The sequence below is a fragment of the Bacillus sp. FSL W7-1360 genome (assembly GCF_038592975.1).
Classification (GTDB): Bacteria; Bacillota; Bacilli; order Bacillales; family Bacillaceae_D; genus Shouchella; species Shouchella lonarensis.
Genome location: NZ_CP151950.1, coordinates 198,386 through 221,251, shown reverse-complemented (window position 1 = coordinate 221,251; position 22,866 = coordinate 198,386). Strand labels below are relative to the sequence as shown.

Below are 22,866 nucleotides of genomic sequence, written 5' to 3'. Positions count from 1 at the left end.
TGACCACCACCTTATCATGCCTTTTGCGCGCGCACAGCCTCGACCGTTTTTAGCGCTTCTTCCAATTGTTCATAAATGGCGTTACCGACAACAACAACATCGGCATAAGCCGCAAACGCCGCTGCCTCCGCTGCCGTTTTAATCCCACCACCATAAATCAGCTTTGTCTCTGTCAACACTTCACGTACTTGCTCCACGAGTGCCTTCGATCCAAGCACACCACTATACTCTAAGTAGAAAAACGGAAAGCGATACATTTTATCAGCAAGACGGGCATAGGCGAGCACATCTTCTGTCGTAAGCGCCGTATTAGCTGTTGTTTTTTGCGCTACTTTTGCCTTATCATTTAACACACAATACCCTTCCACAAGCACTTCTTCCCAATCTATCAACTCACCATACACTTTCACCGCTTCATGATGCTTTCCAACAAACCACTTCACATCGGTGCTGTTCATGACAGCGGGGATTAAATAATGATCAAACCCGGGGGTCACTGCTGAGAGCGTCGATACTTCCAGCGCACACGTAACTGGAAAACGGCGCACTCGCGCGAGCAACGATAGCGTACGATCAAGCGTCACACCGTCCGTGCCACCAACAATCACCGCATCTGTCCCTGACTCACATACCAATGCAAGCGCGTCATCATCTATTTCTTTGTTTGGATCTAATTTAAAAACATGACGCCATTCATCATAATATTTCATGTACAAAATCCTCTTTTCACTGCACCTTCAAACATGACGGTACGCATGTTCGTTCTTGCCTGTCATTATACCAAACTTCGCGGGGAATGTCGTCTCATATCCTTTAGAAAATTCTTTTACAGAAAACTAAAAAAGACCTTTACCATATGCAGGCAAAGGTGAAAAGGGGATCTTATCTTAGAAGTCAGAGACAGCGATGAACAGCCCTTGCTTCAGAACTGTTATTGCACCAACCTCTGCACCTCTAAATGATAACGAATATCATTATCAGTGTCAACAATTTTTTAACGTCACATGCATACATGCCATAATAACATGCCTAAAAAAATGATCCCACCCCACATCGGTATACTCAGCAAAAGCGCCCAACCTGCACCAACGAAAATATGCTCCGATACACCATCGCAACGAGCCTCTTCTTTCATGCACGCGCCCCCTCCGTTCAGCCTTCACTTTCAGTATATGCCCAAAAAGTAGAGACAATATGAAAAACACGTAAAGTTTTCTTCGTGCGTCATCAAAAATCTCTTGCAAAAGACAAAACAGTATTGACGATTTGTATCTCCCCCATGTTAAAATAAATGTAATTCATTTTTACTAAGGAGCAGTTTATGAAGTCGCCATTAAAGATCACTTACTTGTTTTTGTTTTTAGCCGGTTTCGTCATCAACCTTATCGGCATCACTTCTACCCAATTATATACGACCTTGATTGGATTTTTCCTCGTCTCGCTTCTTAATATTATATTGATTGCGTTATTCATTTTGCACATATTAAAAAATGATGATACGCAAACCCGTAAAACCTTGATCATTTATTTAATTGGTCTACTGCTGATGTCTGCTGTAACTTTCTTTAGATATTTAAGCTTACAAGTCCATTGAGAAAGAAGGAATGATGATGGTCATCTGTGAAGTTGGGGTTCGGGACGGGCTTCAAAACGAACCCGTCTTACTGACAACTGAACAAAAAGTTACACTGCTTGATCAACTGGCTGCAACAGGCATAAAAAAACTGGAAGCGGTTTCATTTGTGCATCCTAAACTAGTTCCTGCAATGAAAGATGCAGAAGAAGTGCTCGCCAATTGGAACACACCTGCACACGTCATTGTCGCTGGACTTGCATTAAATCCAACCGGCATTTTACGAGCGCTCAAAACATCGATTGACCATTTACACGTTTCTATTGCTGTCAGCGACGCATTCAATCAAAAAAATGCGAAACGTTCCGTAAAAGAAGGACTTTCCCAACTACTGCCCGCAACAAAAGAAGCAAGCGCACACCTCCCAGTAACCGCCATTCTCGCCACGTCTTTTGGTTGTCAATTTAGCGGAGCAGTAAGTCAAAAAGATGTCCTTCACATGACTGAATCATTTTTAACCGCCGGCGTCTCTCACATCGTACTCGGTGATACAACAGGGATGGCACACCCTTACCAAGTAAAAGAAATGGTTCGTGCCTTTGATCACGCCTTTGGACAAGACATTACCCTCGGCCTTCATTTTCATAACACACGGGGCTTAGGGCTCGCAAATGCCCTTGCTGGCTACGAAGCAGGGGTGCGGTATTTTGATGCGTCGATCGGTGGACTTGGGGGCTGCCCGTACGCGCCGAATGCTGTCGGTAATGTGTGTACAGAAGACCTCGTTCATTTATTCGAGCAAAGCAACCTCAACACCGGCATAGATTTACAATCTCTCATCCCTATTGCAAAGCAAGTGGAAACTTGGATGGGAAAGAAACTACCTGGTATGGTGATGCACGTGCCAAAAAATAGCTGTACGCAAACAGAGGCGTGAAAATGTATATCATTCGTTGCAAACACTTGAAAATCTAGTCATAGCAAGTGTATAATGATCATATAATGCATATAATAAAAAAGACCAGCCGATGTCATACATCGACTGGCGCGTTGAATCACCATTTGGCGCTAGCGTCAATAAAGTGAACAGTAAGCCCTCTCCAGAGCTAGGCACTCGTTACGAGGGCTTATTTTTCTTTGTCTTTTGCATGTGACAGGACGTGAACCGTGTACATCGCGAACAAAATCATAAGCGATAACGTTTCAAATACCGTCAGCATACGCCTCACCTCCTTTCGCAGGAGATGACGCCAGCCCTCATTATGGTCTATTCAACTCATTTTAGTATAACACACAGTGTACAACATTTCGCAAGTGAAAACGACAAATAGCATCTCCCTCAAGGTGCGGCTATTTGTCGTTTTCGGTCGTACGATTACTCACTAACCGCCACATCAATAAACGCAAACTTCTCTACATCAAACAGTCCACGCGAAGTTAATTTCAATGACGGAATAACCGGTAACGCTAAAAATGCCAATGTCAAAAATGGGTCCTTTTCCGCTTCATAACCAATTTGTTTTAGGGCAGCCTGGAGTGTATTGAGTTGTTCTTTTACAACGCCAACTGACTCCGTAGACATGAGTCCACCTAATTTCAGCGGTAATGACGCCAGTATTTTGTCCCCTTGCACAACTGCCATTCCGCCACCAATTTCCATCACATGTTGCATCGCATGGTAAATACTTTCATCATCCGTTCCGCACGCAATAATATTGTGTGAATCATGGGCAACGGTGGAAACAAGCGCACCTGAAGTAAATGTGATTCCTTGTAAAATGCCGACACCAATATTTCCAGTCGCGCGATGACGTTCGGCGACAACGAGCTTCACATACGTGCCATCCGGACAAAATTGTCCATCTAGTGTCATCGGTACAGTCGCAACTCTTTTTTCTGTCACAATCGAGCCTGGATATGCGCAAATGACATGAGCTTGTCCCGTTCCCTGTAATGGCAGCGCAAGGTCTGCTAGTGAAAACGGTGCGACATGAACACTATTTAAGAGAGGGGATGGGACTGGTTGCCGGTCCCGAATTGGCTGAACCAGCCTTCCTTGTTCGGCAACACGCTGCCCGCGCACATAAACTTCTTCTACGCTAAATGAGTCCAAATCAGATAGAAATAGAAAACTCGCTTCTTTCCCTGGCGCGATCGCTCCTTTTTCCTGTAGGTTAAAACATTCTGCGGTATTCAATGTAGCAATTTGAATCGCTTGGAGTGGCTCCATCCCGAGAGAAATGGCCTTTTTAACGTTAAAATCAATGCTACCTTCTTCAATGAGATCGTCTAAATGTTTGTCATCTGTTGCAAAAGCAAACCGCCGCGCATTCGCGGGCGTGACGGCTGGGAGTAACGCTTCCACATCTCGAGCTGCTGTTCCTTCACGCATAAGAACATACATGCCGAGACTGATCCGCGCTTCTGCTTCTTCCTTGGTCACTGCTTCATGATCACGGTAAATGCCTGCTGTGACGTATGCATTTAACGCCTCCTCTGGCAGTCCAGCCGCATGTCCATCAATGGGCGCACCATGCTCTTTTGCCGCCTGCAACTTCGCAAGCATTTGCGGATCTCCATTTAATACAGCTGGATAATCCATCACTTCTCCAAGACCATATACACCATCTGTTGCAAATAATGCTGCCACGTCTCCTGCTGTCACGGTGGCACCATTCTCTTCGAATGAAGCTGCCGGAACACTTGAGGGCACCATCATTTTTACATTAAGCGGCAAATCACGTGCTGCTTGGACCATGTATTCAACCGCAGGGACCCCACCGACATTGGCAAGCTCATGTGGATCAGCCATAATTGTTGTCACCCCACGTGGGACGAGGATTTCTGCTAACGCCTCTGGTGTGACCATCGCTGATTCAATATGAACATGTCCATCAATGAGCGCTGGGCAAATATAGCGTCCTTTCGCATCAATGATTTCCACTGCATCTGTATAATCACCGATCCCAACAATGACACCATCAACAATGGCGATCGCATCTTCCTTAATGGTTAATGTAAAAACATCAATTAACTTACCATTAATAATTAATGTATCTGCTTTCATTTGTTTACTAGCTACTGCCAATCTTGCTGTCAGATCATTCCCCTTTTCTGTCATTTCAGGGCTCCTTTTACTTTTTTAATATTTATTGTATCTGATTTCATCAATATACGCTATTGTTTTAGTAATGTTTTAAAATTCTTCCTCATCAAAACAGGCTCAATCGAAGTAGATTACATACCTCGTTCGAGCCTCATCCGTTTTATTTCCGCTTTGGATCTAGAACACGGTCCAGTGTCAATTGATACATCCCATTCCCATGTTGCATTGCGCGCTTCACACGTGAAATGGTGGCCGTGCTTGCACCTGTTTCCAGTTCAATTTTTTGGTACGTACACTTTGCCGCGAGCATGCGACCTACTTCTAAACGTTGCGCGAATGCCTGTACCTCATTTATTGTGCATAAGTCGTCGAAAAAAGCATAGGCCTCATCCATATTTTTTAATGACAACACTGCTTTGAGAAACTGATCCATTTCTTTTCCACGCACTCGGTCAATTTGCACACCCATCACACCTCTTTCCGTCGCCCATACACCTTTCCTTCATTTTAGCATGTTCCACTTATCCACGCATCACCGCAGGAAACAATACTTTTCGCTTACGAACATCATATATCCCACGAGATGTCGCTCGGATATATGGCAAATGGGTAGAAGAGAAAAACTGTAAACTATAAATTGGATCGGAATGCCTATAACCACGCGCCCGTAACAACGAAACAATCTCCTTCTCTTCGGTCATTACTTCTTCAAGCGGTTTGTCAGACATCATCCCGAGTAACGGCAGTACCATCTTTCCAATGACCTCACCGTTCTCGACAATAACAAGCCCGCCTCCTTGTGCCTTTAATACCGAAAATGCATGAATCATTTCCGCAATCGACTTCCCAATTAAAATCACATCACCTGTGTAACAATACGTACTTGCTAAGCCCATGACCGATGAAGAAAACCCTTTCAATGTTGTTGTGACAAGCCATTTACCATCTTTATCAACCATCGCAAAATATGACTCATCATGCTCAAGACTTAACTCGCCACTGGCTGTTTCGATTTCCGTTTGATATGGCTTTAAAATAACCGCATTCACCATTTCAATTCCCATTGGCATGGAAAAGTTTAAGTCCTCTTCCTTTAATTCGAAATCCAGCGCAATGGGGCGAATACCGTAATCAGCCCACGGAATGATGACATCTTTTTTTGCTTTCTTGCCGTCTTTTTTCACCCATTGTCCTTTTGCCAATACACTTGCTGGGATTGGGTGATGCACGTCTGTTAAAATATTCAAATGTGCAATGCGACCAGGCGCAATCATGCCGAGCTTATGATCCATCCGGTAGTAACGCGCCACATAATAAGATGCCATCCCGTAGGCGTCAATTGGATCGAGCCCAGCTTCCAATGCGAGCGAAATACACTGATCCATCACACCTTTTTCATAAAAAGAGGGCGATGAGCCATCGGTTGTCATCAAACAGCGTCCGAAATAATCAACACCAAGCGCTTGCATATCAGAGAGCAATTGTGCCAAATCAGGGCGGATTGAGGAATGACGTAGTGACACTGTATAACCAGCATCTAAACGACGCACCACTTCTTCTCCTGTAATCGACTCATGGTCACATGTCACACCAAGCAAAGCCATCTGCGCCAACGTTGATTCAGACGCTCCGGGAAGATGTCCTTCAATTGGCTTTCGCAGCCGTGTTGTCTCTTGCATCCAGTGCAGCAACACATCATCGCCTTGCAACACTTTTGGCCACGAAGTTAGTTCTCCTCCTTGGACAACTAAATGATGCTCAAGCCACGCGCGCATTTTGGAATTCGAAAACATTTCGTCACCGACAATTTCCATTTGCGGATCATATCGCGCCCACCAATACATCGATGTTGGTAGCGTATCCAATTTCTCAATCAAAGAAAGCGCTTTCCTTTTGCCTAAATTTAAAAAAAATACCAGGTTGTCGTTAATCAATGTCGTTGTCCCGCGCAGCGACGCATACTCCGCCAAGCTATGGGGATTATATAATTGAAACGGATGCGCATGATGCTCAATATAACCAGGTACAACATATTTTCCAGTACAATCAACAATTTCTGTCTCTGGTGAAGTCGCAGGCGTTTCTTCTCCAACATACACAATGCGGTCATCTGCCACCCATATATTTGCTCGCACCCATTTTCGGCGTGCGTAATTTAAATATGTTGCGTTTTTTAAGACGATGGTTGGTGCGCGTTCACCTTTCACTACATCGAGGTGGGTTCGCAACCGTGTCTTCGTCCAACGATAAATACGTTCTGTTGTCATCTTTATCACTCATTTCATTTCGACAGTCATTTCAAAGGGAAGAACCACTCAGCATCCCTCTCTTTATCGTAACACATTTTCTATCTACATTCTCGCCTAATTGTGACATTTTCATTTCAAGGAGGTCATGTTATGCCAAATATTAGTCGGATTCAAGCGTTATGCCGTATGATGATTGGACTAACGCTACTCGCATGGGCTGCGGCTCGTTTCACACGACGCCCATACTGTCCTTTTTCATTTATCATGGCCCTATTCGGTGCACAAAAAACAGCAGAAGGAACACTACGATTTTGTCCGCTTGTTGCATTGCGGAAGCGGTGTTATGAACGAGATTAAAATCAAGAGCCATTGCCGCCTCATGACGTGAAGAGGCGGCTTTTTAATGTTTAAACAGGTGCTGTGTAAAAAAAATTTTACTTTAAGTAAAAAATATGTTACATTACAAAAGAAGGGGGGAAGGCCACAATGGGGAATATTAACAATCGTCTTACTGTCCTACGAGCTGAACACGGTTGGTCACAAAAAGAAGTCGCTTCTCACTTAAATATTAGCCGCCAAACCATCATTTCTTTAGAAAAAAATCGCTATAGTCCCTCTCTCAAACTCGCTTTTGAGATTGCTAATTTATTTCAAGTTAATATAAATGACGTTTTTCAATATGAACGAGAGGGGAGGGATGAGTAATGGCATTATTGCACGGTTTATTTGCACTTGTATATGTATGCATTTTCTTTTGGGCAGTCATTTACACCTGTTATTTCTCCTGGGGACAACAAGGAAAAGATGAGCGCGGACAAGCAATTTTGAATCGGGCTGGTTCAATCCCGCTAACACTTCTGCCATTAAGCTGGTTTTTATTAGAGATTACCAATGACCATTTTTATGAAATGACTTTTGAACAATACAAAGAAGCTGTCTGGCTTATGGTAACAGGACTTTATATTTTATATGCAGTGCTCATTTGGCTGTTTAATAGACGTTCATAGCAAAAGGAGTTAATATGTATGTGCTTATCTTATTTTACACCACTATTGCAAAAACAGACTCGGAGGTGCAGAGGACCACTCCAAGTCTGTTCGTTCGTTACTTTTGGAGAACGATGGGTTGAATTCAAACGAAAAGCCGCGCCAATAGGTCGCGCGGCTTTCTGCTGTTTATTCGTCTTTGGTATCCTTCTCATCCTCTGATTCTTCTTTCAACATTTCCTCGTACATCTTCTTCTCTTCTTCTAAATACTTACGTTCTTCTTCTGTAAGATTTTCATCTTTAAGGAACTTCTCAACCATCTCTATATCTTGCTCAGTTCCCCATTCCCCGTCAAATGTAAGCATCGCTTCATACGTTTCTTTTTGTCGCTCCCACATCCGGCGTTCTTCATCTTCAAGATCGTCTGATTGCAGAATTTTCTCAGCCTCTTTCAATTCATCCTCAACCCATGCATTAGGATCATATTCTTTCGCACCATCTACCACTTCTTTCGGTACCTCGATAGAATCGATCTCATCGAACTGAGACAGCTTTATTTTCTTTTTCAAAGCAGATTTGTCCGTCATGCCATCCATTGATCGCTCCATACGCAACGTAAAGTTTACTTTTTCGAGCATTTTTGTCTCTTTATTAATATACAATGTCGCATTCGACTCTGACAGCTTCGTATTCTCAATCATTTTTTTCATTGCTTCCACATGTTCTTTATCCATATCACCCACAGCGTCTTCATCAAAGTTTAAACCAGTCTCTGGGACAGCTTTGGCAAATTCGAGCAACGCTTCATCACCTGAATCTAAGGTGAATACATGAAAACCATCTTCTTCCTCATACTGGACATCATCAATAAACTTGATAAATGCTGCAAGTTTATTGACATAGGACGAAGCATACATGTCCCTATCATCTTTGTCATTTCCCTCTAATTCTTCACTAAAGTCCATCATTTCCCAGCCATCTTCTTCTCCAAGCATACCGCGGTCATACATCTTCCCGTCAGCTGTCACATATTGTTCGGACTCCTGTGGACCTGCATCTGCATCCTCGTCATCTTCCATTCCTTCATAACTCTCTTCCGTCTTCATCACTGTGTGGCTAGCAAATGGATCAAGCACAAATTTGGTTACACTAGCGCTCTTAGAACTTCCCCATGAACTAGTGTTGGAAGTTTCCTCCTCCACCTGCACACTCTTCAGCGCTTTCATCTTCTCTTGTGATTCTTCTAAAATGTCCTTTTCTTTACTTCCCCCACATGCTGCTAAAGTGAGCGCACTAACACATGCAGTAACGATGAGAAACTTGCTTTTTTTCATTTTTTTCTCCCCTTTTTCATTCATTCTACAGTCGTGACATATCAACCGCAACGAAGTCATCACACGTATGTTTCTGTAAAAAACACCTCTTCACAAGTATATGTACAAGATGCCGCGCTAGCACTCCTAAGCAATTGAACGACCCTACTTGTATCTTACACCGGTCATTTACTTCATGCAATCTTTATAGCATATTTCCTGACTTTATCTATTAAAAAAACACCCCATATATTTCTGGTTTGAGCTACTGGAATCAGTACCTCAAACCTGAGATAAAGAGGTGTCTTCTTACTCATCAACTACTTCCCCGCCGCCCGATAATGGTTTGTGAAGAAATCACTCGTCTCCGCTTTCACCACTTTCGCTAGTAAAAGCAACGCCACTAAGTTTGGAATCATCATTAATGCATTGGCCGTATCCGCAAACGCCCATACGGCATCTAAACTAGCAACCGCACCAAGTCCACAAGCAAATAAATAGAGAAAACGATAGCCATACGTTGCCTTTGTACCAATCAAATATTCTGTACATTTTTCACCATATACGTACCAACCGACAATCGTTGTGGCACCAAACAAAATGACAGATAACGCAACAATGTATTCACCGACTTTCCCTAAAACAGAGGCAAATGCTGCCACCGTGAGTGGACCACCTTCTAATTTAGAGTCGTGGGCAACACCTGAAATTAATCCTCCAGAAGCATCCCAAAATCCAGTAATCATCAATGTCAAACCTGTCACCGTACACACAACAATCGTCACAATAAACGTGCCCGTCATCGCTACAAGTGCTTGTTTTACAGGATGATCTGAGCGCGCATTCCCAGCAATCAACGCGGCTGTTCCAAGTCCAGCTTCATTTGAAAAAATACCGCGCGCCACGCCATTACGCACCGCTTCAGAAACAATAATACCAACAAAGCCCGCTGTCGCCGCTACTGGATTAAACGCGTAGTAAAAAATCGTTTGAAACGCTGGGATAATTAAGTCATAGTTAATGATTAAAATAATACTTGCACCTAACATATATAAAAGTGCCATAAACGGGACCGCAATACTTGATACCGTTGCGATCCGCTGCAAACCACCAAAGATAATAAATCCAACAAACAATACAAGCACGACCCCTGTCACCCAATGCGGCACAGAAAAACTAGTTTCCGCTACACCAGCAACCGTATTTGATTGGACACTGTTTCCAATCCCAAGTGCAGCAAACGCACCAAACGCAGCAAATGCCACAGCCAACCATTTAAATTTCCGACCGAGCCCTCGCTCAATATAATACATCGGTCCACTCGAATATTCACCATTAGCATTCTTAACGCGGTATTTTACGGCTAAAAGTGCCTCTGCGTACTTGGTCGCCATTCCAAGCAACCCAACAACCCACATCCAAAAAATTGCCCCTGGTCCACCAAGTGTCACCGCTGTCGCTACTCCAGCAATATTTCCATTTCCAACGGTCGCAGATAAAGACGTCATTAATGCTTTAAAATGGCTCACATCTCCAGCAGCATTGGCATCATTTGCATCTTCTTTTCCAAACCCTAATTTAAAAGCGTATATTAACTTACGAAACTGCAGCCCTTTTAATATAAAAGTTAAAATTAATCCCGTTCCAAATAACAGCACAAGCGTTGGTACGCCCCATAAAACATTAGCATTTAATTCTTTTAGCATCTCTATTATATCCATGTGTCCACTCCTCACCCTCTATATCTAAAATTTATGCGAATATCACATGAACATAATAGCACAATTTTATCCTTATATGTATATTTTTTTGTAAGCGCTCACGTTTTTTATTTCTAGCAGTCGTGTATTCGTGTTTAGAGATAGCAATTCCTCGGGACATCCTCTATATCGAGTAAAATATTTACAATCTGACACTGCATATGCACCGTCAATTGAATATCAACAACAACCCAAATTATTTAGAAACACGCTCCTTTGTCCTAAAGCACGCATATACTATCCACACCAATACTAAAAAGGAGGAATCGATTTTGTCCCAATCAAACATTCCTAACTTCACACCGAATGTGAACATCGATCGTGATGACGCCGTCAACTTACTCCTAGCCTCCATTGCAATGGAGGAAATGGGGTTAGCACATATCCTCAACGCAGAAGGGGAAAAAGTTCAACATGCATTAAAAGCTTTACAGCAGCAACGTCGCTCAACTTAGAGAACACTTACCATTAAAGGAGGGGAAACATGTCACAACCAAACATGCCGAATATTACCCCAAATATTTCAGTCTCACGCGACGATGTTGTTAATTTACTACTATCATCTATTGCAATGGAGGAGATGGGATTAGCCCATATTATAAACGCCGAGGGCGAGAAGATCCAATATGTATTAGGGACTTTGCCAGGCATCACCGGTCCTCCTGCCACGATACAAGATATCTTAAATGTCAATGAGAGCACACAAACGATGTTAGAAACCATATTTAAAAAGGAAATCATTTTAGAGTCCAAGATGAAAAACGCCAGCAATATCCCAACTTTGCGTGGTCCTACTGGTGCTACGGGACCGCAAGGGGTGTCTGGGGACGTTGTTACTGTCAATGGGATTCCAGGAGTCAATGGCAACGTGCAGCTAACAGCAGAAGACGTTAATGCATTTCCATTAACAACACCTATTTCTTCGGACTCGAATATTGACGGAGGAATTTTTCTCACACCAGGTGTGTACAGCTCTGACAATAACGCTGGACCGCCGACCACACCTCCTCCTGGGGCTACCGGCGTATGGTCGCTTTATGTCACTGTTATCACGCCACCTATTGGTGATCCATACATTCAACAATTGTATTTCTCCAATCCGACAATCTTTATTCGTAGTTCTCCCGATAATGGAGGTACCTGGACAGACTGGACCACCTTAGGTGTGCAAGGACCTACCGGCCCCACTGGAGCCGGTATTACTGGGCCAACTGGCGCTACTGGTCCCACCGGAGCCACTGGCGCTACTGGCGCTACCGGGGTCACTGGCGCTACTGGCGCTACCGGGGTCACTGGTGCTACTGGCGCCACCGGGGTCACCGGTGCTACTGGCGCTACTGGCGTCACTGGTGCCACTGGTGCTACCGGGGTTACTGGCGTCACTGGTGCCACTGGTGCTACCGGGGTTACTGGTGCTACTGGCGCCACCGGCGCTACTGGCGCCACTGGAATCACGGGACCGACTGGGCCAGGCGTATTCTTGTGGGGAGCAACAAGCGTCTTTTGGGCAGACTCAACTGCGCCTGGACCTGGAGACGGCACGCCTTCTAATCCTTTTTCTTCACTACAGGATGCTGTCACAGCTGCAACAAGTAGTCCACTTGCAGTTGCTATTGGTATGCGGGCTCGCCTTATGATCCTCGTTGCCGCAAACTCTGCTTTTGATGAAGATGTCATCATTCCGCCTGCACGGCACGTACAAATTCTTGGATTAGGACCATGGGTTCTCGGTGATGGGCAAGGGACCAACTTCTCTTCCACTGTCCCACGAAACTTGACAATGCAAACAAGTCAAGTCCAAGAAGACTTCTATCTTAATCAAGGACCCGCATTTACCGCTCGTCCCGTCACTGTTGTTGGCACTTTTGACAACGGCACATCTGTTAGCACGCATACAAATTACACAGACGGCGCCATCATTAGCGGTGATATCATTTTCCAAGATATTGATCCGGTTCATGGATTCACAACGATTGAATTTCAGCTTTTGAATGGTGCTGTCGTTGGTGGGGTCATCCAAGATGAGCATCAAGGGAACCTCAACACGTATATATATAACAGCCGTATTAGCGGTGACGTTACGCATAATGCTTTACGACTGCAACGTCTAGTTGATTCTCGGATTGATGGTACCTTCACGATCTCGGCTTATTCAAATATTGTCAACACATGGATCAACGGCGACTTTACAGTAAATACAGCCTCTATGGATGTACCCCCTATCGGTGTCTTTAGCTCACAATTTAGCAATATTACATGGACTGGACCACTTGTCATTGACACTTCTTCTAACTATTATTTTGTCAACAGTGGCGCTACACTTGTTGGCGCAAAAACGGTGCTGTTTGATAACACTTAATGATCCTCAAAAAAACCGCGGTCCTCACTCCGCGGTTTTCCTGTCTTATTCTTTTTCTGCCTTCAAATCTTCAATAGAGTCAATATCCATGTATTTTGGTACAACGAGACCTGTCTTCGGTTCACCATCTAAATTTTTTCCGAGATCCTCTATATCATCTTTATAATCTGCATAATAACTTGCATGTGTATCCGGAAGCCATGCCGCGACACTTGCATCGGCTTCTCCATTTGCAAGTGCTTGCCACATAAATGCACTCTCAACTTCGCTTAACTGTACATTATAACCAATCTCTTCTAATACAAGCTTGATGACATTCGTTGACGCCACTTCTGAATCCCAATTGACATATACAAGCATTAATTCCTCGCTGTCTACTTTTTCAATGCCATTTGTCCACTCAGATACTTTTTCTTCGTTTTTCTCAACCCAATCTTTTGCTGCATCAACATCAGCTGTGCCTTCTTCAATTGCCACCATCACTTCACCCATGTCTTCTTCCGACCATAAGAAATTGTCAAGCACCTCGTAAGCTTCTGGCTTATCATCTTTTAGTCCTGATCGGGCAATTGTATGAATGCCTTCCGCTTCACCAAAAACCCCTTTAGGATCTTCTAAATACTTCAGTTCATAGCGCGTAAATTTCCAGTGCGGGTTCCATCCCGTTACTACAATCGGTTCATTTTTACTAATCGCATCTTCAAGCGCTTGTGTCATTGCCGCACTCTGTGATGCTTGAACGGTTAAATCTAAACCATACTCGTCTACTGCCTTTTCAGCATTTGTCACAACACCAGAACCAGGGTCTATTCCAGTAATCACAGTTAAATCTTTTGCAATCTCTTCCTTTGAAAGGGTTTTAAGTTCTTCTGTGCTCCCTTTCTTATTCCCTTCCTCATTAGACGCTTTCTCACTGCCGCATGCTGCTAATGTGCTAGCCAGTGCCATACTTGCTACGACGCCTACAACTGCTTTCCATTTCATGTTCATTTCCTCCTCTTTTTTACACTTCTCTGTAATCTTTCTCAGTCGTGTGTTTGATGTGTTCTTTTTGCATTCAAGCTTTGTGTTAAACGATCCAAAATGATCGCCAAAATCACAATTGCGAGCCCAGCTTCAAACCCGCCACCAATGTCATTTCTACCAACGGCGCGGTACACACTTTGTCCGATCCCCTCTGCCCCAATCATCGCCGCAATGACGACCATTGATAATGCGAGCATAATACTTTGATTAATACCTGCCATGATCGTTCCTCGCGCCATGGGTAATTGCACTTTAAATAACTTTTGCGTACTTGTAGAACCAAATGCGTCTGCTGCTTCAATTAATTCCGTTGAAACTTGGCGAATCCCTAAGTTTGTCATCCGTACAGTGGGTGGCATCGCAAAAATCACTGAAGCGACTACACCAGGTACCATGCCTATCCCAAAAAACGCAACGGCTGGAATTAAATAAACAAATGCGGGCATCGTCTGCATGAGATCAAGAAGCGGTTTAACAACAGCCTCTACTCGATCGCTTTTCGCCATCCAAATACCTAGTGGTACACCGAACACGACGGATATGAGTCCAGCAGATAAAACAACTGACAGTGTGTTCAGCATACCTTCCCACAGACCAAGATTTTCAATGAGCATCAACCCTAATACGACAAATACAACCAATCCCCATTTTCTTCTACTGATGATAAATGTGAGTACAGCCAACAACAAAATCATCAACCAGCTTGGGGGTAAGCTAATTACGGTGTGAATGGACGTAATAAGCAATCCAATTGCTTCATCTACGCCATCAAACAACCAATCTGCATGACGTAACCAATCAATAAAGGACTCCATCCATTTCCCTAGCTCCAGACGGGGTAGAAAATCCATTAAAATCCACCTCGCTTCCAGATAGCGCACCAAGTACAGCGCTGCGCACAATAATACCTTGCAATTTGTTATCTTTCACTACCACAAGCGGAACAGCGCTTACGGATAATTGGTCCATTAATTCATTAATTGGTGTATCTTCACTCACATGAGGTACATCGGTGTGAATGACTTCGTCCAGACGATTATTCCCGAGTCTAATTAATTCGGACACTTCATTCGCATGAACAAAACCAACAATTTCTTTGTTTCGCTTCGTGACATAAATACTTGAAATCCCAGCGTCACGCATTCGCTGCAGAGCGACGCGTGGTCCATCTTTTTCCATACGTACTGTCTCGGGACGAATCATGACACTCCCAGCTGTAAATACTTTTGAACGGTCAACGTCTTCAACAAAACGCGCCACGTAGTCATTTTTCGGATGGGTTAAAATATCTTCCGGGGTACCAATTTGCATGATCGCCCCATCTTTCATGATCATAATTCGATCACCAATTCTAAGTGCCTCATCTAAATCATGTGTGATGAAAATGATCGTTTTCTGCATTTTCTCTTGTAAATCAAGTAACTCATCTTGCATATCTTTACGAATAAGCGGGTCCAACGCTGAGAATGCCTCATCCATTAATAGTACATCTGGATCATTTGCAAGCGCACGTGCCAAACCGACTCGCTGTTGCATTCCTCCTGATAATTGATCAGGATAACGGTGTTCATAACCTTTTAAGCCGACAAGTTCAAGCGATATCTGAGCTTTTTCACACCGTGTTTTTTTATCCATTCCTTGCACTTCAAGACCATATTCAACATTTGAAATGACTGTTCTCGTTGGAAATAAGCCAAACTTTTGAAAGACCATGCTCATCTTCTCTCGCCGTACCTTTCGTAACCGGGCTGCGTCCATCTCAGCCAAATCTTCACCATCAAGCCAAACGCTTCCTTTTGTCGGCTCAATTAACCTGTTTAATAAACGGACGAGCGTGGACTTCCCACTACCAGATAAGCCCATAATGACAAAAATCTCACCATTCTCAACTTCAAAATTGGCCCGATCAACACCGATGGTCAAACCTGTTTGCAATAAGATCTCTTGTTTCGTCTTTCCTTTAGACAACATCTCCATCGCACGACGTGGTTTTTTCCCAAACACCTTTGTTAAAGATTCTACTTTTATTTTCGACAAACCATCCACCTCTTTGCTAAAATCACACACCCTTCGACCTTGCTAATATACCGCTTTTCCCCTAGAAAGAGCAATGTTGATATCGCTTTCTTTCAGTCCATATGATACGTACAGTTCTTATTGTACAGAAGAAATGACTACTTTCCTTTTTATTGCTCGCAAATGCGCCATGATGGTACCTTTATTGATAACACCCGATAAAAAGCCTTGATATTGACAATTAAATACGGCAACAATATATGGTATTATTATCAAGAAAATATATTTTTTCTTCATATATACCCTGTTTTACCTATTTAAACAGAATGAACGAGAAGAAAAAGCATACACTAACCACAAATCTTTTCTTTCTGACATTCACAAATTAGGAGGACTTTTCATGTTTCAACAATCTTTTGGCACACTCCAACGCGTCGGAAAAGCATTAATGCTACCTGTTGCCTTATTACCTGCAGCAGGGATTCTACTCGCGCTTGGTGATGCGATGCAAAACAATGATTTAACGTCAAAATTTTCGTTTCTAACTACCGACTGGGTCGTAATGATTGCCGAGCTCATGCAAAATGCGGGCTCGATTGTCTTTACCAACTTGCCCGTCTTATTCGCGCTCGGTGTAGCAATTGGCTTATCAAACGGGGATGGCGTTGCTGGTCTTGCTGCTTTAATCGGGTATTTTATCATTAATGTTACGTTAGGGGTCATAGGCGGTATCAATGCCGAAACCGTTGGAGCCGAACCTGCCCATGCGATGATACTCGGCATCCCAACGTTGGAAACTGGCGTATTCGGTGGGATTATCGCTGGGTTACTCGGGGCATTTATGTATAAAAAATTCTTTAATATTGAGTTGCCACCGTATTTAGGATTCTTTGCCGGGAAACGTTTCGTCCCCATTGCGACTGCTTTTTTCGCGCTGTTTCTCGGGATTGTGCTTCACTTTGTGTGGCCGCCAATACAAGAGATGTTAAATACTTTTTCTCACTCTGTCATTGATGCAAACCGGACACTCGCGGCATTTATTTTTGGTGTAATTGAGCGGGCACTGATCCCATTTGGGCTGCACCACATTTTCTACTCGCCTTTTTGGTTTGAATTTGGCTCCTATACAAATGCAGCGGGTGACATTGTCCGTGGTGACCAAACGATTTTCTTTGCGCAAATTCGCGATGGAGCAGAACTGACTGCCGGAACATTTATGGCGGGGAAATTTCCTTTTATGATGTTTGGACTTCCTGCTGCGGCACTAGCCATTTATCACTGTGCCCGTCCCGAAAATAAGAAGGTTGTCGCAGGTATCATGGCCTCTGCTGCCTTAACTTCTTTTTTAACCGGAATTACAGAACCGCTTGAGTTTAGCTTTTTATTCGTCGCGCCGTTATTGTTTGCGGTACATACGATTTTTGCAGGGTTATCTTTTATGCTCATGCAGATTTTAGATGTCAAAATCGGGATGACATTCTCTGGTGGTGTCATTGATTTCCTATTGTATGGCGTCCTCCCAGGTCGAACTGACTGGTGGCTTGTCATTCCAATCGGTCTCGTGTTCTCAGTCATTTATTACTTTGGTTTCCGTTTCGCCATTAAGAAATTCAACTTAATGACACCTGGTCGTGAGAAAAAAGAAGATACCGCTCAAACCGGAAATGTTGATCAAAACGGCCTACCGTATAACGTCCTCCAAGCACTTGGTGGAAAAGAAAACTTGACGAGTCTGGATGCGTGTATCACCCGTCTGCGCGTCAGTGTCAAAGATAAACAACATGTTGACAAAGAAAAGCTCAAAGCTTTAGGCGCATCGGGCGTAATGGAAGTGGGGCCGAATATTCAAGCCATCTTTGGTCCACGATCAGATCAAATTAAAACGCAAATTCAGGACATTCTCGATGGGAAAACACCGATTGACTCTACTCCAGTAGAGACAACACACACGCATGTACATGGTAAGATCTCATTCATCCTTCCTATCGCTGGGGAAGTCCTCCCGCTCTCAGAAGTACCTGATGATGTATTTGCGAAAAAGATGATGGGCGATGGTTTTGCCATTAAACCGATCGACAACACGGTTTACGCGCCGTTCAATGGGAAAGTCACGACCCTTTTCCCAACAAAACATGCGATTGGTCTAACGGATGAAAATGGACGAGAAGTATTGATTCATGTTGGGATTGACACGGTTAATATGAAAGGAGAAGGGTTCACTGCTTACGTAGCTGCTGAAGATCATATTTCCGCAGGGCAACGCCTGCTTAGCTTCGACCTTCAAATGATTGAAGAAAAAGCTGTTTCCACGATTACACCAGTAATTTTCACGAATCTCGATGAAAGTGAGTCACTCACCGTGCACAAAAATGGTACACAAGCAGCAAAAACAGCCGGTGTTATTTCTCTCTCCACGTGATAACACAAAAAGACCTACCTAATGCATAAGCATGCTACGGTAGGTCTCTTTTTGCTACTTTAAGGTGCCATCTCTTTTCAAGAAAACCCCTATTTGCTTGAGCTGGCAAAGCAGCACCCCTCGCTTTACATCTTCCGGGTCTTCCTCCATCGACACGTAATAAGAAAGTGGATCTCGTTCCAAATCATCTTCATCATCGACAACCTTTTTTAAGAAATACGTTTCGATATGTAAATCTTTAAGCATCAACGTTCACTCCTGGGAAAAAGGAATCTCCACTACAGCGAGAGATTCCATCAATATATTCTTATCTCATATGAGAAACACCACTGCCCATTCCTGTACGAACCATGTCCAAGAAATAATCCTTATGATCAGGATGGCAGGCAATGAAATACGGTTCGTCACTCATCCCTGTAAAGTCATTCCCTTGAAAATCAACAACGACGCCCCCAGCTTCTTTCACCATTAAAATGCCAGAGTACAAGTCGTCGCCTTCCGAGTTATAAAGGATAATACCGTCAATATCCCCTTTAGCGAGCATACACCATTGCAACGTCGGCGCCCACGTTCTCATCATCCGTTTACAATTTAAATCAATGTATTGTCTTAAGTTTACCGCTGTCTCTTCATGTTGGACACGATGACCTTGGATCCAAGCGACATTAAATTTTTTCGGGTTGTCCCTCTTTTTCACGTTTAATACTTGGTCATTACAATAAGTACCTCCATGCAAGCTTGACACAAACAACCGATTGACAATCGGCTCATAGATGACACCTAAAACGGGCTCATGCTTATACATAAGGGTAATTGAAGAAGAGAATACTGGAAAACCTATCGCATAATTATTTGTACCGTCTAACGGATCAATTTGCCATAACCAATCACTTTTTTTGCCGTTGTCACCCGCTTCTTCACTATGAACTTGATGTTCTGGGAAAACACGAGTGATTTCTTTTAAAATGATTTCCTCCGCTAAATAGTCTACTTCTGTGATCACGTCACCATGATCGTCTTTTTCTTCTAGGCTTATGAGTTTGTCAAAACGATCCTTTGCCATGTTTCCTGCTTCAACAATGACCTTGGTTACTAGGGATTTTGCTGCGGTGAGTGTTTTTTCCATTTTGGGCCTCCATTATCATATCTATTTCATTAAAGCTTTCGTCAAAACTTCAAACTCCGCTCGGTCCAATGCAATTTCACCAGCTCGAACGATACCAGCGCCTCCTCCAGAGAACACCATCCGCGCTTCGTCTTCCACCAAATCCTCCAAGTCTTCTACTTGCCTCATATCCCGTCGCGCATCGTAAATGGTTACACCCGCCACTCCGTGTTTCTTTAACTCCTTTAATAATGGCAACGTGATCTTGGACGTTGGTGTATATCCTAACACCATGAGCCCTCGTAAACGTTGAATCCAAGCTGCAAAGTCCGCAAAAGATGACACTTTCTTCAGTGAGAAATATTCAGCGTCAGTGTGAATCAGATGAGACGGTAAATAGCCAATCATCTCTAATTCCTCGCCATTGACAAGATATCTTCCAGAAACGCCGAGCAAACATTGAAGTGAGGCGTCTTTAAATTGTTTAATTGCATTTTTTGTGTGCTGCAATGTATCAAGACTTGTGACAACGCCAATCCACGATAAATTGCTCTCATCATTTAATGTGCGCAACGCCTGTATCATCGCTTGTTCATTACCATCGATCCTCACATCCATATCGGCAAACTTAGCGTATTGAACGATATCTCGGTCAGGAAATAATTGTTTGAACTGCAAACAGTATTCGTTCCCGTTATCAGCGGTATGGATTAAGTTTTCCATATTACAACTTGCATAGCCGTAACGACTTCTTATCGTCTGCTTGATCTCGCGCAGCTTTTTCCCCGCATAATGTCCTTTGACTAAATAACCCATCACTTCACCGCTTGACAGATAATCCGCATAAATGTCCATGTTAAAGTCAGACGTAAAGCTCTCAAGGACTTGTTGTTTGCTTAAATGTCTTTTCGATACATGGACGATTTTTAGGTCGTGACGGTCAAGCTCTTTGATAAATTCTTCATCCATGCCCTTTCTCACACCATCTGGTTTTAATATTGCGAGTCCATGTTCTGGTTTCATATTCATTTTATATCCTTTCTCATACTTAATGAGAGGGGAGCCCCTCTCACTTTATCAATCATAATTCTCTTCCCGCTAACACAATCCCGTCCTCATCCACATACACATAATAGCCGTCTCTCCAACTTACACCACCGAAGTCAACACCGGCACCAACCTGACCCTTACCTTCTTTTTTACTTTTATTCGGTAGCGGGCCTCGTGCATAGATACCAATATTCATTACCGCTAACTTTGCGGTGTCTCTGACGTATCCGTTAATAATGATTCCAGCAACACCTGCATCCATCGCAATTTGTGCCACTTTATCACCTAAGAGCGCGCAACGACTTTTTTCGCCCTTACCGTCTACGACAATGACACTACCGAGACTTGCTTTCGCCAATGTCTCTTTCACAAGCACATTGTCTTCAAACACATCCACCGTTGTTATCGGTCCAGAAAATTTGTGCACGCTTCCAAAAGCTTTTACGATTCCTGGCTGTAAAATTTGTAATTCACTTACGTAATCGTCACATAGGTCTGTTGTTTTAAACGACATGATCATTCCTCCTAGGCTAGACTTCGTCTCCTACAAATCTTTGAGTATGCTGGCCCACTTGGCTATTTCACGCGCGCCTCAAACGTCATGATTTCACTGCCTTCTGTTGGCGCTTTCTCATGTTGATAATCAGCAGACACTGTAATATCCTTAAAGCCGATTTTTTCTAGCACAAGTCTGAATTCTTCAATGCCGTACCACCGCAATGGGAATTGCTCCAACTCTGTTTCAATCAACTTTTTATCGCGCCATTTTCCATACTTATGGTGCGTGGTCGTCGTTTGGTTCATGAAATCAACTTTAACTAGGTTTGATTCTAGGCGTTAACTCCCGCTCTGCACAATACTACTTCCGACACAATTCTAACATGTCAGGTGAATAGTCAATGCCATCTACATCAAAGCCTTCCTCAAGTAGTGGAATTAAAATACGCCCTGTCCCGACGGCAGGCTCTAATATTTTTCCTCTTACATTTTTTAAGCGTTCTCTATAATATTCTACATTACCGAAAGAACGACCAATTGGTTTGTCTAAATCATATACTTCTGTCGATAGTTTACTATAAAAATTGTACATGATGTCACCTCATTTTGTAATGTATTTATTTAATATCCTGAGCAAATCTTCATGTATGTTTTCCGTTTTAAATAGAAGTTAGCTGATTGTCCACAAGGTTAATCCCCATTTCATTACTCCATGTTACAACTGACTCCCAAAGAGCACCTATAACTTTTCTATTCAGATCGATGGTGTTCATCATTTCTGAAATATTTTCTTTATATTTTAAAGGGACATTTTGTAAAGAGAGACTTTCTTCAATCATCGTTTTATTTGATCGGAACTGGTATCTATTTGCTAAACCCACAACGATAGCAGACCAGTATGCGATCATTGCAACCTGTTTCTTATAAGCCATCTCATTTGCAAGGTCAATGGTAAATACTTTATATACATGTTCATACAGGTCTGTTAATCCTTCATAAAATTAATGTATGATAGTCCGCATTTTGCTTGGCGCGAATTTGGTTCTCTTTCAGTTCTTTATAAATATGGAATGGATCATAAATAACTTTACTTGTTAAAATACAATCTCCACTTATAGGCCATTCATAGTCAATATATTTCGATTCATCAAGCGTCCTTTGCACAGCGTTGTAGCTTATGCCGACAAACATCTCGCGATAAAAGAATGCATGCCATCGATGAAAATCATATTTTTCCTCAAGAAGTACGCGCAATTCTAAATCAGACATGGAATGATCCAATGCTTTTGCTGTTGAACCTTCAATTGCCACTGAAATTAACTTTTCCTGATATTTTTCTTGCAATTTTTGTAATAAAGTGTCTGCTACCATCAGCCTCTAACTATGAGTGAATCTAGCCGGTTCC

The 22,866-nt window shown here is 43.0% G+C and carries 24 protein-coding genes and 2 pseudogenes; 8 read left to right on the top strand and 18 right to left on the bottom strand.

Annotated features, from left to right (window positions below; translation table 11 throughout):
* Window positions 1-14: 14 nt before the first annotated feature.
* Both pcrB and NSQ26_RS01120 read right to left on the bottom strand, forming a co-directional pair.
* Window positions 15-710: a heptaprenylglyceryl phosphate synthase gene (pcrB, locus tag NSQ26_RS01125; RefSeq protein ID WP_090776352.1), complete on the bottom strand. Its 696-nt coding sequence runs from the start codon at window positions 708-710 to the stop codon at window positions 15-17.
* A gap of 290 nt (window positions 711-1,000) precedes the next feature.
* A complete protein-coding gene (locus NSQ26_RS01120) occupies window positions 1,001-1,135 on the bottom strand; it encodes a hypothetical protein (RefSeq protein ID WP_281241418.1) in 135 nt (44 codons plus the stop codon).
* Between the two features lie 186 nt (window positions 1,136-1,321).
* Between NSQ26_RS01120 and NSQ26_RS01115 the strand changes: the two genes are divergently transcribed.
* Window positions 1,322-1,594, top strand: a complete 273-nt coding sequence (locus NSQ26_RS01115) for a hypothetical protein (RefSeq protein ID WP_090776353.1) — start codon at window positions 1,322-1,324, stop codon at window positions 1,592-1,594.
* A gap of 16 nt (window positions 1,595-1,610) precedes the next feature.
* Window positions 1,611-2,510 carry a hydroxymethylglutaryl-CoA lyase gene (locus tag NSQ26_RS01110; protein WP_499718855.1) on the top strand — a complete coding sequence of 300 codons (900 nt, stop codon included), beginning with the start codon at window positions 1,611-1,613 and terminating at the stop codon, window positions 2,508-2,510.
* A gap of 190 nt (window positions 2,511-2,700) precedes the next feature.
* Here the strand turns inward: NSQ26_RS01110 and NSQ26_RS01105 are convergent, their stop codons facing one another.
* From NSQ26_RS01105 to NSQ26_RS01090, 4 genes are all read right to left on the bottom strand, one after another.
* Window positions 2,701-2,793, bottom strand: coding sequence for a putative holin-like toxin (locus NSQ26_RS01105; protein WP_245701239.1), 93 nt, complete (start codon window positions 2,791-2,793; stop codon window positions 2,701-2,703).
* Window positions 2,794-2,948: 155 nt separating this feature from the next.
* Complete coding sequence (ade, locus tag NSQ26_RS01100; protein ID WP_499718854.1) at window positions 2,949-4,694, bottom strand: adenine deaminase; 1,746 nt, start codon at window positions 4,692-4,694, stop codon at window positions 2,949-2,951.
* Window positions 4,695-4,839: 145 nt separating this feature from the next.
* Window positions 4,840-5,142, bottom strand: coding sequence for a YerC/YecD family TrpR-related protein (locus NSQ26_RS01095; RefSeq protein WP_499718853.1), 303 nt, complete (start codon window positions 5,140-5,142; stop codon window positions 4,840-4,842).
* 58 nt (window positions 5,143-5,200) lie between these two features.
* Window positions 5,201-6,946, bottom strand: coding sequence for an adenine deaminase C-terminal domain-containing protein (locus NSQ26_RS01090; RefSeq protein ID WP_090776356.1), 1,746 nt, complete (start codon window positions 6,944-6,946; stop codon window positions 5,201-5,203).
* 132 nt (window positions 6,947-7,078) lie between these two features.
* Between NSQ26_RS01090 and NSQ26_RS01085 the strand changes: the two genes are divergently transcribed.
* The 3 genes from NSQ26_RS01085 (at window position 7,079) to NSQ26_RS01075 (ending at window position 7,935) form a co-directional block, all read left to right on the top strand.
* Complete coding sequence (locus NSQ26_RS01085; RefSeq protein WP_499718852.1) at window positions 7,079-7,285, top strand: YgaP family membrane protein; 207 nt, start codon at window positions 7,079-7,081, stop codon at window positions 7,283-7,285.
* Between the two features lie 129 nt (window positions 7,286-7,414).
* Entirely contained in the window at window positions 7,415-7,633 is a 219-nt protein-coding gene (locus NSQ26_RS01080) for a helix-turn-helix transcriptional regulator (RefSeq protein ID WP_090776358.1), read from the top strand.
* Window positions 7,633-7,935, top strand: coding sequence for a hypothetical protein (locus NSQ26_RS01075; protein WP_090776359.1), 303 nt, complete (start codon window positions 7,633-7,635; stop codon window positions 7,933-7,935). Before NSQ26_RS01080 ends, NSQ26_RS01075 begins: the two co-directional genes overlap by 1 nt.
* A 168-nt stretch (window positions 7,936-8,103) precedes the next feature.
* Here the strand turns inward: NSQ26_RS01075 and NSQ26_RS01070 are convergent, their stop codons facing one another.
* Window positions 8,104-9,249 carry a DUF6612 family protein gene (locus NSQ26_RS01070; protein WP_499718851.1) on the bottom strand — a complete coding sequence of 382 codons (1,146 nt, stop codon included), beginning with the start codon at window positions 9,247-9,249 and terminating at the stop codon, window positions 8,104-8,106.
* 299 nt (window positions 9,250-9,548) lie between these two features.
* On the bottom strand, window positions 9,549-10,949 hold the full coding sequence (locus tag NSQ26_RS01065) for an alanine/glycine:cation symporter family protein (RefSeq protein WP_499718850.1): 1,401 nt from the start codon (window positions 10,947-10,949) through the stop codon (window positions 9,549-9,551).
* Window positions 10,950-11,260: 311 nt separating this feature from the next.
* On the opposite strand from NSQ26_RS01065, the pseudogene NSQ26_RS01060 reads away from it, so the two are divergent.
* Together NSQ26_RS01060 and NSQ26_RS01055 are read left to right on the top strand one after the other, a co-directional pair.
* A pseudogene (locus NSQ26_RS01060) lies at window positions 11,261-11,419 on the top strand (alpha-helical endospore appendage domain-containing protein); the annotation flags it as partial.
* Window positions 11,420-11,472: 53 nt separating this feature from the next.
* Window positions 11,473-13,347 (top strand): pyocin knob domain-containing protein, encoded by a 1,875-nt coding sequence (locus tag NSQ26_RS01055; RefSeq protein ID WP_499718849.1) that lies wholly within the window; start codon window positions 11,473-11,475, stop codon window positions 13,345-13,347.
* Window positions 13,348-13,392: 45 nt separating this feature from the next.
* On the opposite strand, the gene NSQ26_RS01050 is transcribed toward NSQ26_RS01055, so the two are convergent.
* Genes NSQ26_RS01050 through NSQ26_RS01040 form a run of 3 tightly spaced genes read right to left on the bottom strand, consistent with a single transcriptional unit; the run spans window position 13,393 to window position 16,410 of the window.
* Window positions 13,393-14,331 (bottom strand): glycine betaine ABC transporter substrate-binding protein, encoded by a 939-nt coding sequence (locus tag NSQ26_RS01050; RefSeq protein WP_090776363.1) that lies wholly within the window; start codon window positions 14,329-14,331, stop codon window positions 13,393-13,395.
* A gap of 41 nt (window positions 14,332-14,372) precedes the next feature.
* A complete protein-coding gene (locus tag NSQ26_RS01045) occupies window positions 14,373-15,224 on the bottom strand; it encodes an ABC transporter permease (protein ID WP_499718848.1) in 852 nt (283 codons plus the stop codon).
* Entirely contained in the window at window positions 15,172-16,410 is a 1,239-nt protein-coding gene (locus tag NSQ26_RS01040) for a quaternary amine ABC transporter ATP-binding protein (protein WP_090776365.1), read from the bottom strand. Before NSQ26_RS01040 ends, NSQ26_RS01045 begins: the two co-directional genes overlap by 53 nt.
* 379 nt (window positions 16,411-16,789) lie before the next feature.
* Here NSQ26_RS01040 and ptsG point away from each other — a divergent pair, with 379 nt between their 5' ends.
* Window positions 16,790-18,808, top strand: coding sequence for a glucose-specific PTS transporter subunit IIBC (gene ptsG, locus NSQ26_RS01035; protein WP_499718847.1), 2,019 nt, complete (start codon window positions 16,790-16,792; stop codon window positions 18,806-18,808).
* 54 nt (window positions 18,809-18,862) lie between these two features.
* On the opposite strand, the gene NSQ26_RS01030 is transcribed toward ptsG, so the two are convergent.
* The 7 genes and pseudogenes from NSQ26_RS01030 to NSQ26_RS01000 form a co-directional block, all read right to left on the bottom strand.
* A complete protein-coding gene (locus NSQ26_RS01030; RefSeq protein WP_090776367.1) occupies window positions 18,863-19,054 on the bottom strand; it encodes a hypothetical protein in 192 nt (63 codons plus the stop codon).
* 61 nt (window positions 19,055-19,115) lie between these two features.
* Complete coding sequence (locus tag NSQ26_RS01025; protein WP_499718846.1) at window positions 19,116-19,934, bottom strand: inositol monophosphatase family protein; 819 nt, start codon at window positions 19,932-19,934, stop codon at window positions 19,116-19,118.
* A 21-nt stretch (window positions 19,935-19,955) separates the two neighbouring features.
* On the bottom strand, window positions 19,956-20,936 hold the full coding sequence (locus NSQ26_RS01020) for a nucleoside-diphosphate kinase (RefSeq protein WP_499718845.1): 981 nt from the start codon (window positions 20,934-20,936) through the stop codon (window positions 19,956-19,958).
* Window positions 20,937-20,994: 58 nt separating this feature from the next.
* Complete coding sequence (rraA, locus tag NSQ26_RS01015) at window positions 20,995-21,477, bottom strand: ribonuclease E activity regulator RraA (RefSeq protein WP_499718844.1); 483 nt, start codon at window positions 21,475-21,477, stop codon at window positions 20,995-20,997.
* A gap of 62 nt (window positions 21,478-21,539) precedes the next feature.
* Window positions 21,540-22,053: pseudogene (locus tag NSQ26_RS01010) on the bottom strand (class I SAM-dependent methyltransferase).
* A gap of 67 nt (window positions 22,054-22,120) precedes the next feature.
* Window positions 22,121-22,441 (bottom strand): kanamycin nucleotidyltransferase C-terminal domain-containing protein, encoded by a 321-nt coding sequence (locus tag NSQ26_RS01005; RefSeq protein WP_499719949.1) that lies wholly within the window; start codon window positions 22,439-22,441, stop codon window positions 22,121-22,123.
* A gap of 13 nt (window positions 22,442-22,454) precedes the next feature.
* Window positions 22,455-22,832 carry a hypothetical protein gene (locus NSQ26_RS01000; protein WP_499718843.1) on the bottom strand — a complete coding sequence of 126 codons (378 nt, stop codon included), beginning with the start codon at window positions 22,830-22,832 and terminating at the stop codon, window positions 22,455-22,457.
* Between the last annotated feature and the right edge of the window lie 34 nt (window positions 22,833-22,866).